A 14,057-nucleotide genomic window follows, 5' to 3' on the forward strand; every position below is an offset into this window, starting at 1 on the left:
GGTCCTGCCAATGGCCTCAGAGCGATGTAAGCGGCAGGGTTTAGAGTGTCAACGGCACGCCCCCCGGCGGCCAAGGAATAGGAAGATTTCTATGCGTAAAGGTCTCACTTTTCTGTGCGGTATGGCAGTGGCGGCCTGCGCAGCGCTTCCGCTTGCGGCAGTTGCCGCACCCCATGCCAACACGGTGGTTGCCACAGTCAATGGCGAAGATATCACCATCGGCCATATGATCATGGCGCGCGAAAACCTACCGGAGCAGTACAAGCAGCTGCCGGATGACGTGCTGTTCAACGCGATCCTTGACCAGCTGGTGCAGCAGACCGCGCTGAAACAGCAGCTGCATGGCGAGGTGCCCCGCTATGTGGAGCTGTCGGTCGAAAACGAAAAGCGCGCCATGCTGGCGGCAAATGTGATCGAGATGGTGATGGACAACGCCAGCGGCGAAGAAGCGCTGCGTGCGGCCTATGAGGAGAAATACTCCTCCGGCGACGGCGGCGATGAATTCCACGCCGCCCACATTCTGGTCGAAACCGAGGAGGACGCGCTGGACGTGATCAAGGAGCTGGACGACGGCGCCGATTTTGCCACCCTCGCCAAGGAACGCTCCACCGGCCCCTCCGGCCCCAACGGCGGCGATCTGGGCTGGTTCACCACCGGCCGCATGGTGCCGGAATTCGAAGACGCGGTGGTGAAGCTGCGCTCAGGCGAGGTCTCCGGCCCGGTGCAGACCCAGTTCGGCTGGCACGTGATCCTGCTGAATGAGCGCCGCAAGACCGAAGCCCCGGAATTCGACGAAGTGCGGGCGCAGCTTGCCGATGAACTGCAGCAGAAAGCGGTCGAGGCGCGCGTGAACGAGCTGACCGCAGCGTCCGAGATCGAGCGGCCCGAGATCGAGGATCTGGATCCGGCCATTCTGCAAGACCTCAGCCTGGTAAGGAACTGATCATGGCGAAATCCCTGCCCGTCTCGCCGCTGGCCCCCGCCAGCTTTCCCGACCTGCCGGTCATCAAGGGAGTACGTTTTGCCTCTGCGTCTGCCGGTGTGAAATACCAAGGCCGCACCGATGTGATGCTGGCGGTGATGGATCCGGGCACCTCTGTTGCCGGCGTGTTCACCCGCTCCAAGACCCGTTCTGCCCCGGTACTGGACTGCCAGGCCAAATTGGGCGGAGCTGCGGATGCCGGCGCGGCAATCCTGGTAAACTCTGGCAACTCCAACGCCTTTACCGGCCGTCACGGGCAGACTTCGGTGGCAGAGATCACCTCTGCGGTTGCCGCTGCGGCAGGCCTGCCGGCAGAGCGTGTCTTTACCGCCTCGACCGGCGTGATCGGCGAACCGCTGCCGCATGACCGCATCGTCGCGAAGATCGGCGAACTGAACGATGCACTGGACGAGACCGCGCTGGAAGGCGCTGCCAGGGCGATCATGACCACCGACACCTTTGCCAAAGGCGCCAGCGCCACGGTCGGGATCGAAGGCAAGACCGTCAAGATTGCCGGCATCGCCAAAGGCTCCGGCATGATCGCGCCGGACATGGCGACGATGCTGGTCTACATCTTCACCGATGCGAAGGTCGAGCAGGCGGCGCTGCAGGCGCAGCTGGCGGAGATCTGCGACCGGACCTTCAATTGCATCACCGTGGACAGCGACACCTCGACCTCCGACAGCCTGATGCTGTGCGCCACCGGCGCCTCGGGCGTGGATGCCACCGGCAACGCAGAGTTTGCGGCGGGGCTGGAGCGGGTCATGCTGGACCTGTCGCACCAGGTGGTGCGCGACGGGGAAGGCGCAACCAAGTTCGTCGAAATTCAAGTGACCGGAGCGGCCACCGACGCCGATGCCAAGGTGCATGGCCTGGCAATTGCCAACTCGCCGCTGGTCAAAACCGCCATTGCCGGCGAGGACCCGAACTGGGGCCGCGTGGTGATGGCAATCGGCAAGTCCGGCGCCGCAGCGGACCGGGACCTGCTGTCGATCTCCTTTGGCGATGTTCTGGTGGCGGAAAAGGGCTGGGTCTCGCCGGACTACAAGGAAGAACTGGGTGCGGCGGAGATGAAAAAGCAGGAGATCACCATCAAGGTGGATCTGGGCCTCGGCAGCGGCCAAGCCACTGTCTGGACCTGCGACCTGACCCATCAGTACATCTCGATCAACGCGGATTACCGGTCATGAAAACTGTTCTGGTCTCCGCTGTCGCGCTCATCGATGCCGATGGGCGCGTGCTGCTGGCGCAGCGGCCCGAGGGAAAATCCATGGCCGGCCTGTGGGAATTTCCCGGCGGCAAGATCGAACCGGGGGAGACACCGGAGGCTGCGTTGATCCGCGAGCTGCACGAGGAACTGGGGATCGGCACCTGGGCCTCCTGCCTGGCGCCGCTGACCTTTGCCAGCCATTCCTACGAGGATTTCCACCTGCTGATGCCGCTGTTTGCCTGCCGCAAGTGGGAAGGCATCCCGCAAGCCAAGGAAGGCCAGACCCTGAAATGGGTGCGTCCGCAGGACCTGCGCGACTATCCGATGCCGCCGGCCGATATCCCCCTGATCCCGATCCTGCGCGACTGGCTCTGAACCTCCGAATCCTTGGGCCAGACGCCCGTCCGGTCCGGTTTTCTTCCGGTTTACCGGGCGTTTAACTGCTGCCGGCCGCGCGGGTAATGCTTTGTTAATCAATCTAATTGAGCATTAGTATACGGAGCAAGCCACTACCCTGAATTGCAAACAGGCAGGACCGGACCATGCTTAGAACAATCGCAATCGGTAAGTTTTCCCTGGTTCAAGGCAGTTTCATACGGGCGCTCCCCGACGGGAGAATCGCGGTGCGGGTTGGTTCAATAACCTATCAAGGCCAGCCAGTGACGCCAGCCGCCTGAGCCGCCACTCACGCACATCAGGCACACTGAGAGGGCAGCTGCCAGCAGCTGCCCTTTTCTGGATGCATAAGCGGCAGCGAGACCGGGTGCTGGAGCAAGCTTTCAGGCAAGACACCTCTCCTTTTGGAACGGGAAACCGTCCTTTCGCCAGCTATGATTTACCGGCCGGCCCGGGCACTGTGACAGTGCAGCAGCGAAGGGCCTGGTTTGATGCTCCGCCGGACCGCCAAGGGCCGGCCTTCGCCCCCCCCAGACGCTTCGTCAGCTGCTGCACGAATTTCCCGCGCCGGACAGGCCCGTCCGGCGCACAGAAAAAGGCCCCAGCAGGGTTGCCGGGGCCTTTGAATTTGTCCGATCGCGGACCGATCAGTCGAGGGTGCGGGTCACTTCCTCGCGCTCGAAAATCTCAATCACATCGTTCGGACGGATATCGTCGTAGTTTTCGAACGCCATACCGCATTCCTGACCGGACTGGACCTCGGCGACCTCATCCTTGAAGCGCTTCAGGGTCTTCAGCGTGCCTTCGTGGATCACCACGTTGTCGCGCAGCAGGCGCACGCCTGCCGAGCGGCGGGCAATGCCTTCGGTGACCAGACAGCCGGCAACCTTGCCAACACCGGTGACCTTGAAGACTTCCTTGATCTGCGCGTAGCCGATGAAGTTTTCGCGGATCTCTGCCGACAGCAGGCCGGAGGCCGCCGCCTTCACGTCGTCCACCAGGTCATAGATCACCGAATAGTAGCGGATCTCCACACCCTTCTGATTCGCGGTGTTGCGCGCCGAGGCGTTCGCACGGACATTGAAGCCCATGATCGGCGCACCCGAAGCTTCGGCGAGGCCGACATCGGTTTCGGTGATCGCACCGACGCCCGAATGCAGAACGCGCACGCGCACCTCTTCGTTGCCGATCTTTTCCATCGCCTGAACGATGGCCTCGGCAGAGCCCTGCACATCAGCCTTGACCAGGATCGGCAGCTCAGAGACGTTCTCGTCTTCCTTGGCCTTCGCCATCAGCTGTTCCAGCGTGGTCGCGGCACCGGCTGCGGCGCGCTTGTCCTTGGCCGCCTGCTCGCGGTACTCGGCGATTTCGCGCGCCTGGGCTTCGGTTTCGGTGACGTTCAGAACATCGCCCGCTTCCGGGGTGCCATTCAGGCCCAGCACTTCGACCGGAACCGACGGACCGGCTTCCTCAACCCGCTCGCCCTTGTCATTGATCAGCGCACGGACCTTGCCGTACTGCTCACCCACAACAAAGATGTCGCCCTGGCGCAGGGTGCCGTTCTGAACCAGCACGGTGGCCACGGGGCCGCGGCCCACGTCCAGCTGCGCCTCGATCACGGCGCCCTGTGCGGCACGGTCGGGGTTCGCTTTCAGTTCCAGAATTTCCGCTTGCAGCGCAATGGCTTCCAGCAGTTCGTCCAGGCCCTGGCCGGTGACAGCGGAGACTTCCACGTCCTGCACTTCACCGGACATGGCTTCCACGACCACCTCGTGCTGCAGCAGGTCGGTGCGGACCTTGGTCGGGTCAGCGGCCGGTTTGTCGATCTTGTTGATCGCAACGATCATCGGCACCTGCGCCGCCTTGGCGTGGTTGATTGCCTCGATGGTCTGCGGCATCACCGCGTCATCCGCAGCCACCACCAGCACCACGATATCGGTCACCTGCGCACCGCGGGAGCGCATCGAGGTGAAGGCCGCGTGGCCGGGGGTGTCGAGGAAGCTCAGCACCGCGCCGCTGTCGGTAGTCACCTGGTAAGCACCGATGTGCTGGGTGATCCCGCCGGCTTCGCCAGCCACAACACGGGCGTCGCGGATTGCGTCCAGCAGCGAGGTCTTGCCGTGGTCGACGTGGCCCATGATGGTGATGACCGGCGGACGCGGTTTCAGGTCCTCGTCCTTGTCCTCGACTTCCTTGATCACGTCTTCAACGTCGGAGTCGGATACCCGGACCACTTTGTGGCCGAATTCTTCGATGATCAGTTCGGCAGTGTCGGCGTCGATGGTCTGGTTCTGCGTGACCATCATCCCCATGTTCATCAGCGACTTGACGACTTCGCCAACTCGCTCTGCCATCCGGTTGGCAAGCTCCGAAACCACGATAGCTTCCGGCAGCTGCACGTCACGGATGACCTTTTCACGCTCGACCTGGCCGCCCATGGCTTTTTGCCGGGCGCGCTCCTGCTTCCGCTTCATCGACGCCATCGACCGCTGGCGGTTGCCGCCGCCTCCGGTCGCCTGGCCCAAGGTCAGTTTACCCGAGCGGCGGCCATCGTCCTGGCCCTTGCCGCGGTTCTGGCGTGGTTCGCGTTCGCGATCTGCCTTACGGGGCGAGGCAGACGGCGCAGGTTTGTTCGGAGCTGGGCGCGCGGCTTTGGGCGATTCCGCTGCAGGCGCAGCGGCTGCGGCTGCGGCGCGTTCTTTGGCGACTTCAGCTTCGCGCTTTTTGCGCTCTTCTTCTTCCAATTTAGCCTTGGCACGTTCCTCGGCTTCGCGCTGCTCACGCTCTTTGGCTTCCGCTTCGGCGCGGCGGCGCTCACGCTCTTCGGCGCGGGCCTTTTCCTCGGCTTCGCGCTGCGCGGCTTCTTCAACCTCGCGGGCCTTGGCGGCCTGCAGCGCCTTCAGGCGGCGCTCCATCTCTGCATCGCTGATGCCGGCAGGCCGGCGGGATCCGGACGCTGCCGGTGCAGCACCGCTGCCGCTTTTGGCCGCACCCGGCTTGGGAACCACCACGCGCTTGCGCTTGGTTTCCACTACGACATTCTTGGTCCGTCCATGGCTGAAACTCTGTTTCACGTTCCCCGGACGGGAACCCCCACGCAGACCCAGTGTCTTTTTGCCGTCACTATCGCTCATAAAGCTACTTATCCTTCCGTGCGGCCGCTGCCGCCCACCGTTTCGCGCAAACCTTGCAGTCGTTGCGCCTCATCTACAACACGTTTGCTGAGTCCGCCAGAGGCGAGGGCGGCATGTATCACAGTTTGGCGCCCAAATGCCATTCCCAGCTCGTCCGCCGTGAGGCAGCCGATAAATTTGCCCTTGTAGGGCGTGCTCAGCTTCGACTTTCCGCGGCCCGACCCGTCAGAGGCCTGGATCAGCACCCGGGCCTCTTCCTTGGCCAGCCAGTCCTTGACCTTCTCGAAACCGGCCACCGCGTCGCCCGACTTGCGCGCCAGGCTGATCAGCCCGACGAGGCGGCGGGCCACTTGGGTCTCCACCTCGCCGGCAAGCCCGCTGGAGACCTGGACCTGCGATTTGAAGCCGCGGGCGAACAGCTTCTTTTTGACGGCGGTTTCCAGCGCCGGGTGGCTGGACGTCACATAGACGCCCCGGCCCGGCAGCTTCTCCATCACATCGGGCACAACCTGGCCCTCGGGCCCCATCACAAAACGGATGAGCCCCTGTTTGGGCTGGGTCTCGCCGGTTGCGATGCATTTACGCTCGCTGCCTTCGGACCGGTCTTTTTGAACGCCGCCGCGTGTCATTCAGGTCTCCTTTGCAAAGCCCGGGATCAGGCTTCGCTTTCCTCTTCGCCAGCGTCGTCGTCTTCCGCCGCTTCCGCTTCCAGCTCAGCCGGATCCACCCAGCCCAGCATGATGCGGGCGGTCATGACCATGTCCTGTGCGTCTTCCAGCGATACGCCGAAAGGCTCCAGGATGCCGTCATCCTTGATCCGCTCGCCACCATTGGAGGTCCAGCCGCCGGCCAGTTCCCAGTCCGCGCAGGTGGCGAAATCTTCCAGCGACTTCACGTCGTCCTTGGCCAGCGCCTCGACCATTTGCGGGGTCAGGCCCTCGAACTGGATCAGGCTTTCCTCGGCGCCCAGCTCGCGGGCCGCATCCAGGGCCGCCTTGGCCTGGGCTTCCAGATAGTCGCGGGCACGGGCCTGCAGTTCCTCGGCGGTGCCTTCGTCAACACCGTCAATGACCAGCAGTTCATCGAGCTCGACATAGGCAACCTCTTCCAGGTTGGTGAAGCCCTCAGACACCAGAAGCTGGGCAAAGAACTCGTCCAGATCAAGGGTCTCCATGAACAATTTCGTGCGCGCCTCGAATTCCTTCTGGCGGCGGGCCGACTCTTCTTCCTCGGTCATGATGTCGATATCGAGACCGGTAAGCTGCGACGCCAGGCGCACGTTCTGGCCGCGTCGGCCGATGGCGAGCGACAGCTGCTCTTCCGGCACCACAACCTCGATCTTGCCGGCTTCCTCGTCCAGAACCACCTTGGTCACTTCGGCCGGCTGCAGCGCGTTCACCAGGAAGGTCGGCTGATCCTCGTTCCACGGGATGATGTCGATCTTCTCGCCCTGCAGCTCGTTCACGACGGCCTGCACGCGGGAGCCGCGCATACCAACACAGGCGCCGACCGGGTCGATCGAGTTGTCATAGGAGACAACAGCAATCTTGGCGCGCGAGCCGGGGTCGCGGGCGACTGCCTTGATCTCGATGATGCCATCATAGATTTCCGGCACTTCCATCTTGAACAGCTCGGCCATGAACTCCGGCGCGGTGCGCGACAGGAAGATCTGCGGGCCGCGCGGTTCGCGGCGCACGTCCTTGATGTAGCAGCGCACACGGTCGTTCGGGCGGTAGCTTTCGCGGCCGATCTTCTCGTTGCGGCGCAGGATGGCTTCGCCCGCACCCACATCGACGATGACGTTGCCGTATTCCTCGCGCTTGACCAGGCCGTTGATGATGGTGCCGGCGCGGTCCTTGAATTCTTCGTACTGGCGGTCGCGTTCAGCTTCGCGCACCTTCTGCAGGATCACCTGCTTGGCCGACTGGGCGGCGATCCGGCCCATCTCAACCGGCGGCACTTCCTCGACGTAGGTCTGGCCCACTTCGGGGTTCGCCATGTACTGGCGCGCCTGATCAACGGTCATTTCAGCCTGGTAATTTTCCAGCTCGTCATCCGCCACGACGGTGCGCACGCGGGTAAAGGTGGCGCGGCCGGTCTTGCGGTCGATCGACACCCGGATATCCATCTCGGCGCCATAGCGGCTCTTGGCCGCACGGGCGAGGCTCTCTTCCATCGCCTCGATCACCAGACCCGGGTCGATCATCTTTTCGCGCGCCACGGCCTCGGCGGTTTGCAACAGCTCCAGCTGGTTTGCAGAGGTGATAGCCATTACTTTTTCTCCTCTTCGGACTCTTCGGTCTCGATTTCGTCGAATGCGTCTTCGTTGAGCGTCCCGGCCTCTTTGCGCTGACGCAGCATTTCCTTGATCAGTTCGTCGGTCAGAACCAGCTTGGCATCGCTCAGCCAGTCGAACTTCAGACCAACGGTCACGGTCTGGCCCTGATCCTCGATGTTGATCAGGACTTCATCGTCCTCGGTGCCCGCAAGCTCCCCCTTGAAGCGGCGGCGGCCGCCGACCGTCTCGGCGGTTTCAAGCTTGGCCTCGTAGCCCTCGAACATCTCGAAGTCTTTCATCCGCGTCAGCGGACGGTCAATGCCCGGGCTCGACACCTCCAGCGCATAGGCATCGATGATCGGGTCTTCGACGTCCAGCGCTGCGCTGACGGCGTTCGAAATCTCGGCGCAATCATCCACCTCGATGCCGCCGTTGGGCTTGTCGGCCATGATCTGCAGCGTCGTCGATTTACCAGACATCAGCCGGATTCGCACCAGCTCATATCCCAGATCCTCGATCACCGGGGTGACGATCTCGGCCAGGCGCCGGTCGATGGCAGCTTTGGCAATCAGGTCGTTGGTCATCAGACCTCCACTTGGAGCGGCAGGCGCAAACCTGCAAACACAAAAAAACGGGCGCGCGGCCCGTCGAAATTCCCGGTGGAGCCTTGAGCCAGAGGTTCAACGCGCCGCTGTTGTCAAAGCCATATAGGGGGGATTGGGGAAAACTGCAAGGCTTGTCTTCCGTGACGGCCGCCGGGCGGCGTCAGGCGATCCACCAGCGCTCGGCGATGCGGCCGTCATCCAGCGGTGCGCGCTGGCCCACCTTGCGCGGGATGCCGACGGTGTGCCGGGCGGCCAGCGCCATGTCGCTGGACGACGGGTGGTACAGGAATTCGCCCCGGCGCAGCAGGCCGCGCGGCTCCGGCAGGGCTGCCACATCGACATACCCGTCACGCAGGGCTTCGGCCCGGACGGCGGCGTCGGGGATCACGATGATCTCTACCGTCTCCGCCCAGCCTGCGGTGCCGGCCTTGTAATGATCTGCCACCTTGGAGGCGCGGAAATGGCGGCCTTCCTGGGCGCGCGCCACCTTGTAGCAGCCAGTCCCGACCGCATCGGACAGCGGCACCGGCAAAGCGCCTCCGGGGGCGATTTCCTGGCCGGCGCCGGCCAGCAGATAGGGCAGATGCGGGTTCGGTTGCTCAAGCTCCACCAGCAGCTGATGGCTGCCCAGCGCGGAGATCGCCTGCACCTCAGCCCCGGTGATTCCCTGCACCAGGAGCGAGGCGGCGGCATCATCCGCAGTCAGCGGGCTGCCATCGTGAAAGGCCACGCCGTCCCGCAGGCTGAAGGTCCAGGTCCGGGCATCCTGCGTGGACTGCCAGCCGGTGGCCAGCTCGCCGCGCAGCAGCCCGTCCGGGGCGATTTCGGTCAGCGTGTCATAGATTGCGCCGCGGGCGGCCTGTTCCAGCATTCCGCCATCGCGCGGAACCGCCAGACGCAGCACACCGCCCGGCTTGGGCGACGCATGAACCGACCCGCCGGCAGCGGCCAGCAGGGCTGCGGCAGCACCCGAGGTGAACAGCGCGCGGCGGTCGATGCGCGTCATGGCACAAGCTCTCCTGCAATCCGGTCCATCGCCCGGACCAGCTCTGCGCTGATTCCCGGCTCCGACAAAGCATGGCCTGCGTTGCGCACCATCTTCAACTCCGCATTTGGCCACAGCTCATTCAGGCGCCAGGCGGACGACGGCGGGCAGATCATGTCATAGCGGCCCTGCACGATCACGCCGGGGATATGGGAAATCCGTCCCATATTGGCAAGGATCTGGCCGTCATAGTCGAGAAAGCCGCCATTTCGGAAATAATGGTTCTCCAGGCGGGCAAAGGCGCGGGCGTAATCGCCCGGGCTTTCACCGCTTTGGCCGTTGGAATGCACAGTGGCCAGCGCATTTTCCCACGCCGACCAGGCACGGCCGAAGCGCACTTCCTCGTCCAGATTTCCGGAAAAAAGCCGCTTGTGATAGGCGCTGATCATGTCGCTGCGCTCCCCATCGGGGATCAGCGATACGAATTTGGCCCAGGTTTCGGGCCAGAACTTGCCGGCGCCGCCGCCATAGAACCAGTCCAGCTCTGCCTTGGTCATCAGGAAGACGCCGCGCAGGATCATCTGCTGCACGCGGTCCGGGTGGGTCTGGGCATAGATCAGCGCCAGCGTCGCTCCCCAGCTGCCACCGAACAGGATCCAGGACTCGATGCCGGTCTGGCGGCGAATCAGCTCCATATCGGCGACCAGATGCCAGGTGGTGTTGTTCTCGCAGGAGGCGTAGGGGCGCGAGCGGCCGCAGCCGCGCTGGTCGAACAGGATGATCCGGTAAACATCGGGATCAAAATAGCGCCGCATCGCCGGGCTGCTGCCGCCGCCGGGTCCGCCGTGGCACACAATCACGGGTATGCCGTTTGGATTCCCGCTCTGCTCTGCATATATACGGTGGCCCTGGCCTGCGTCGATCATGCGCTGGTCAAAGGGTTCGACCGGCGGGTAAAGATAATGCACTGCGCGCTTTTGGTCCGGGTATCTATCCATTACTGACCTTAGTGAGACGTCAGACTACAAAAGAGCACACGGAGACAGGAATGCAAGCGCCTCAGTCCACGGTCGACCCAGCGGAAATCGCTAAATTCGAGGCGATGGCGGCGGAGTGGTGGGATCCGAATGGCAAATTCAAGCCGCTGCACATGCTGAACCCGTGCCGGCTCGATTACATCACCAAGCAGATTGCCGCCGAGTTTAACCGCGACCTGACGTCACGGAATCCGTTTGAGGGGCTGCGGCTGCTGGACATCGGCTGCGGCGGCGGGCTGCTGAGTGAACCGATGGCGCGGCTGGGCGCGACGGTCGTGGGCGCCGATGCCGCCGAAGGCAACCTGCCGGTCGCGCGCATCCACGCCGAGCAATCGGGGCTGGAGATCGACTACCGCCACACCACCGCCGAAGCGCTGGCTGAGGCTGGCGAGCAATTCGACGTGGTGCTCAACATGGAGGTGGTGGAGCATGTCGCCGATCCGCTCAGCTATCTGACCGCGACGCAGCTGCTGCTGAAACCCGGCGGGCTGCAGATCTGCTCGACCATCAACCGCAACCCGAAAAGCTTTGCCATGGCCATCATCGGCGCCGAAGTGATCATGCGCTGGCTGCCGCGCGGCACCCATGAATGGTCCAAGTTCATCACGCCGGATGAGCTGTTCGAGCTGCTGCGCAAGGCCGGACTGAAGCCGGTGGACCGCAAGGGGTTCGTGTTCAATCCGATCACCTGGACCTGGTCAATTTCCGAGCGGGATTTGTCAGTGAATTATGTGACGGCCAGCGTGAAGCCCGGCTGAGCCGCAGCGGCCATCGCCCTGCCGGCGCGGCCGCCTATCCTTAAGGATAGGTGGTAATCCTTATGCACCCTTTAGTTGCACCGCCCTGATTGTTAACGTCAGGTAACGGATTTGGAATGTTACCCGGTCCGCCTGGGGCAAAGCCCTTTAATTGAAGGATTGCTTACCGCTGTTTCCGGCGGGTCCGCCCTGAGGTTGCCAGGACCGCCACTCACGGATTGATGGGGACTGATGGGGAGGAAGGGCGCCTGCTTGCGGGCGTCCTTCTTTTTTGGGCGACCGTTGCAATCAACCGGCTACCGGGGCCGGCCGGATCAGCCGCTTTCTTCCAGCTTGCCGCGCAGTTCGCGCAGGATCGGCAGGGCGGCCCGGACCCGGTCGCTGCCCAATTCCCCCACCACTTCGGAAATCACCGGAATGATCCCGGCCAGCGCCGCATCGCGGGCCTGTTTGCCCGCCGGGCTGATCGCCACCATCTTGCGCCGCGCATCATCCCAATCCGGGCGGACATGGATATATCCCGCCACTTCCAGCTTGTTCAGCGTGTTGGTCATGGCGCCGCGCGTCACGTGAAACGCCTTGGCCAGCTGTGCGGGCGAGCGTTCCAGCCCGGCGCGGGCCAGGTGGTTCAGCACCGAAAAATGCGACAGCTCCATACCCTTAGGCAGCACTTTGCTGAGGCGTGACCGGGCCAGTTGGTCAGCCATGAGTATCTCGCTGAACAGCGATACCGCCAGGGAATGGGTTTCATCCATCAGGGTCCGTCGAACTCCCGGTCGTGGGTCAGGGAAGGCACACGCTTGCGTGCTTCTGCCACTTTTTCGAGGTCGAGATCAACGTAAGTGACGCCGGGCTCCTGGCCCGCATCCGCCAGCACCTCGCCCCAGGGGGCGACGGCGAGAGAGTGCCCGTACGTCTTGCGGCTGGGCCCGCGGGAGGCTGGATGCTTGCCGGTCTGCGCCGGTGCCAGCACGAAACACCCGGTCTCGATCGCCCGGGCGCGCAGCAGCGAATGCCAATGCGCCGCGCCCGTCACATAGGAGAACGCCGCTGGCACGGTGAGGATTTGAGCTCCGCCTTGGGCCAGCGCCCGGTGCAGATGCGGGAAGCGCACGTCATAGCAGATCGTCATGCCGATCCTGGCGAAGGGCGTTTCCGCCACGACGGCCTTGGTGCCCGGGCGGTAGCCATCGGATTCGCGGTAGGTTTCCTCTGGCGTGACCTCCACATCGAACATGTGAATCTTGTCGTAACGCGCGGCGATTTCACCCTGCGGGCTGATCAGGAACTGCCGGTTGGCAAAGCGCCCGTCATTGTCGCGGGTTTTGACCCCCAGCGAGCCCAGCAGCAGCCAGACCCCGTGCCTGGCCGCCTCGTCCCGCAGGGCGGCCAGGCACGGGTCGTCCTCTTCGTGGCAAAGAACACCATTCTGATGGGTCCGGCTGCCGGAGAGGCAATTGGTAACCTCGGGGGTCAGCACAAAACCGGCCCCGCCGCGCACAGCCTCCGCCATCATGGCCTTCACCGTTTCCAGGTTTTCAGCCGGGATATCGGTGGATGTCATCTGAAGCAGAGCTGCGCGCATGCTGTCTCTCCGGGATCAGGCCGCCAGCAGCGGGTCGAGCTTGCCCGCCTGCTCCAGCGCATAGAGGTCGTCACAGCCGCCGACATGAGTGCCGCCAATGAAGATCTGCGGCACGGTGCGGCCGCCGTTGGCACGCTGGATCATCTCCGCCTTACGCTCCGGCTCTTCCAGCACGTTGACTTCCGAAAATGCCACACCCTTCTGGTTCAGCAGCCGCTTGGCCGCGTGGCAGTAACCGCACAGAGGCGAGGTGTAGATTTCTACGGTTTTCATTCAGGACCCCATTATCTGGTTTCGAAGCTTGTGGAGGAATTGGGGATTCATTGCAACAATTGCCAGAGGCAGGCCGCCGGGCTCACGTTTGCGTGACCCGGGCCAGCACCGCCACCCGCACATCGGCTGCTCCCGCCCGCAGGCAGGCATCGGTGCAGGCGCTCAGCGTGGCGCCAGAGGTCATCACGTCGTCCACAATCAGAACACTGCGGCCCCTGATCCTGTTCAGCCGGCCCGGATGCGCGCCGATGGCGGACCCCAGCAGATGGTAACGCTGGTCCCGTGTCTTTCCTTCCAGCGCGGGCGTTTTCCGAATCCGGCGCAGCAGGTCCGGGCAATGCTGCAATCCCGCACGTCTGGCCAGCGCGTCTGCCAGCACGGCCGACTGATTGTACTTGCGCTTCAGCAGCCGGGTCCAATGCAGCGGCACCGGGCAGATCAGCGGATCATTCTGCAGCATCGGCTGCGCTGCGCGTTCCAGCCAAACGGCTGCGGTCTGCGCGATTTCTGTCCGGTCGCCGTGTTTCAGGGCCAGCACCAGTTTGCGCCCCTGCCCCTCGTAAACCAGCGCCGACCGCCCCTGGCTCCAGGGCCGCGGATGGCGCAGGCAGCTGTCGCACTCCAGACGGAAGCCGTCCGCTTCCCCCGGCAGCGGAACGCCGCAGCCTTCGCACACTGTGCCGCTGATGAAGCTCATACCGGACCAGCATGTCCCGCACAGGCCGAAGTCGCTGCCGACCAGCCCGCCGCAGCCCAGGCATTGCGGAGGGTAGATCAGCGAAACAGCGGTTTGAATCCCGGCCAGCAGCATCTA

The 14,057-nt window shown here is 63.7% G+C and carries 14 protein-coding genes; 4 read left to right on the forward strand and 10 right to left on the reverse strand.

What is annotated here, in order from left to right; translation table 11 throughout:
* Positions 1-91 precede the first annotated feature (91 nt).
* The 3 genes from PHA8399_RS17040 to mutT are packed head-to-tail and all read left to right on the forward strand — an operon-like array spanning position 92 to position 2,567.
* The gene (locus PHA8399_RS17040) at positions 92-943 is read left to right on the forward strand and encodes a peptidylprolyl isomerase (RefSeq protein ID WP_058287323.1); all 852 of its coding nucleotides are present in this window, start codon (positions 92-94) and stop codon (positions 941-943) included.
* Between the two features lie 2 nt (positions 944-945).
* Positions 946-2,172, forward strand: a complete 1,227-nt coding sequence (gene argJ / locus PHA8399_RS17045) for a bifunctional glutamate N-acetyltransferase/amino-acid acetyltransferase ArgJ (protein ID WP_058287324.1) — start codon at positions 946-948, stop codon at positions 2,170-2,172.
* A complete protein-coding gene (gene mutT, locus PHA8399_RS17050) occupies positions 2,169-2,567 on the forward strand; it encodes an 8-oxo-dGTP diphosphatase MutT (RefSeq protein ID WP_058287325.1) in 399 nt (132 codons plus the stop codon). The genes argJ and mutT overlap by 4 nt, the downstream gene beginning before the upstream one ends.
* A 668-nt stretch (positions 2,568-3,235) precedes the next feature.
* On the opposite strand, the gene infB is transcribed toward mutT, so the two are convergent.
* From infB to pip, 6 genes are all read right to left on the reverse strand, one after another.
* The gene (infB, locus tag PHA8399_RS17055; protein ID WP_058287326.1) at positions 3,236-5,722 is read right to left on the reverse strand and encodes a translation initiation factor IF-2; all 2,487 of its coding nucleotides are present in this window, start codon (positions 5,720-5,722) and stop codon (positions 3,236-3,238) included.
* A gap of 8 nt (positions 5,723-5,730) precedes the next feature.
* Positions 5,731-6,351: an RNA-binding protein gene (locus PHA8399_RS17060; RefSeq protein WP_058287327.1), complete on the reverse strand. Its 621-nt coding sequence runs from the start codon at positions 6,349-6,351 to the stop codon at positions 5,731-5,733.
* A 26-nt stretch (positions 6,352-6,377) separates the two neighbouring features.
* A complete protein-coding gene (gene nusA, locus PHA8399_RS17065) occupies positions 6,378-7,994 on the reverse strand; it encodes a transcription termination factor NusA (protein ID WP_058287328.1) in 1,617 nt (538 codons plus the stop codon).
* Positions 7,994-8,584 (reverse strand): ribosome maturation factor RimP, encoded by a 591-nt coding sequence (gene rimP / locus PHA8399_RS17070; protein WP_058287329.1) that lies wholly within the window; start codon positions 8,582-8,584, stop codon positions 7,994-7,996. The genes nusA and rimP overlap by 1 nt, the downstream gene beginning before the upstream one ends.
* 181 nt (positions 8,585-8,765) lie before the next feature.
* Positions 8,766-9,611 (reverse strand): ABC transporter substrate-binding protein, encoded by an 846-nt coding sequence (locus PHA8399_RS17075; RefSeq protein WP_058287330.1) that lies wholly within the window; start codon positions 9,609-9,611, stop codon positions 8,766-8,768.
* On the reverse strand, positions 9,608-10,588 hold the full coding sequence (gene pip / locus PHA8399_RS17080) for a prolyl aminopeptidase (RefSeq protein ID WP_058287331.1): 981 nt from the start codon (positions 10,586-10,588) through the stop codon (positions 9,608-9,610). The genes PHA8399_RS17075 and pip overlap by 4 nt, the downstream gene beginning before the upstream one ends.
* Before the next feature lie 50 nt (positions 10,589-10,638).
* Here pip and ubiG point away from each other — a divergent pair, with 50 nt between their 5' ends.
* Complete coding sequence (gene ubiG / locus PHA8399_RS17085) at positions 10,639-11,385, forward strand: bifunctional 2-polyprenyl-6-hydroxyphenol methylase/3-demethylubiquinol 3-O-methyltransferase UbiG (protein ID WP_058287332.1); 747 nt, start codon at positions 10,639-10,641, stop codon at positions 11,383-11,385.
* Between the two features lie 314 nt (positions 11,386-11,699).
* On the opposite strand, the gene PHA8399_RS17090 is transcribed toward ubiG, so the two are convergent.
* The 4 genes from PHA8399_RS17090 to PHA8399_RS17105 form a co-directional block, all read right to left on the reverse strand.
* Complete coding sequence (locus PHA8399_RS17090; protein WP_058287333.1) at positions 11,700-12,140, reverse strand: MarR family winged helix-turn-helix transcriptional regulator; 441 nt, start codon at positions 12,138-12,140, stop codon at positions 11,700-11,702.
* Positions 12,140-12,970, reverse strand: a complete 831-nt coding sequence (locus tag PHA8399_RS17095; protein ID WP_058287334.1) for a carbon-nitrogen hydrolase family protein — start codon at positions 12,968-12,970, stop codon at positions 12,140-12,142. Before PHA8399_RS17095 ends, PHA8399_RS17090 begins: the two co-directional genes overlap by 1 nt.
* Before the next feature lie 15 nt (positions 12,971-12,985).
* Complete coding sequence (gene grxC, locus PHA8399_RS17100) at positions 12,986-13,243, reverse strand: glutaredoxin 3 (protein ID WP_058287335.1); 258 nt, start codon at positions 13,241-13,243, stop codon at positions 12,986-12,988.
* 82 nt (positions 13,244-13,325) lie between these two features.
* Entirely contained in the window at positions 13,326-14,054 is a 729-nt protein-coding gene (locus tag PHA8399_RS17105) for a ComF family protein (protein ID WP_058287336.1), read from the reverse strand.
* Positions 14,055-14,057: the final 3 nt, after the last annotated feature.

Source organism: Leisingera aquaemixtae, assembly GCF_001458395.1.
In the GTDB taxonomy this organism is placed as follows: Bacteria; Pseudomonadota; Alphaproteobacteria; order Rhodobacterales; family Rhodobacteraceae; genus Leisingera; species Leisingera aquaemixtae.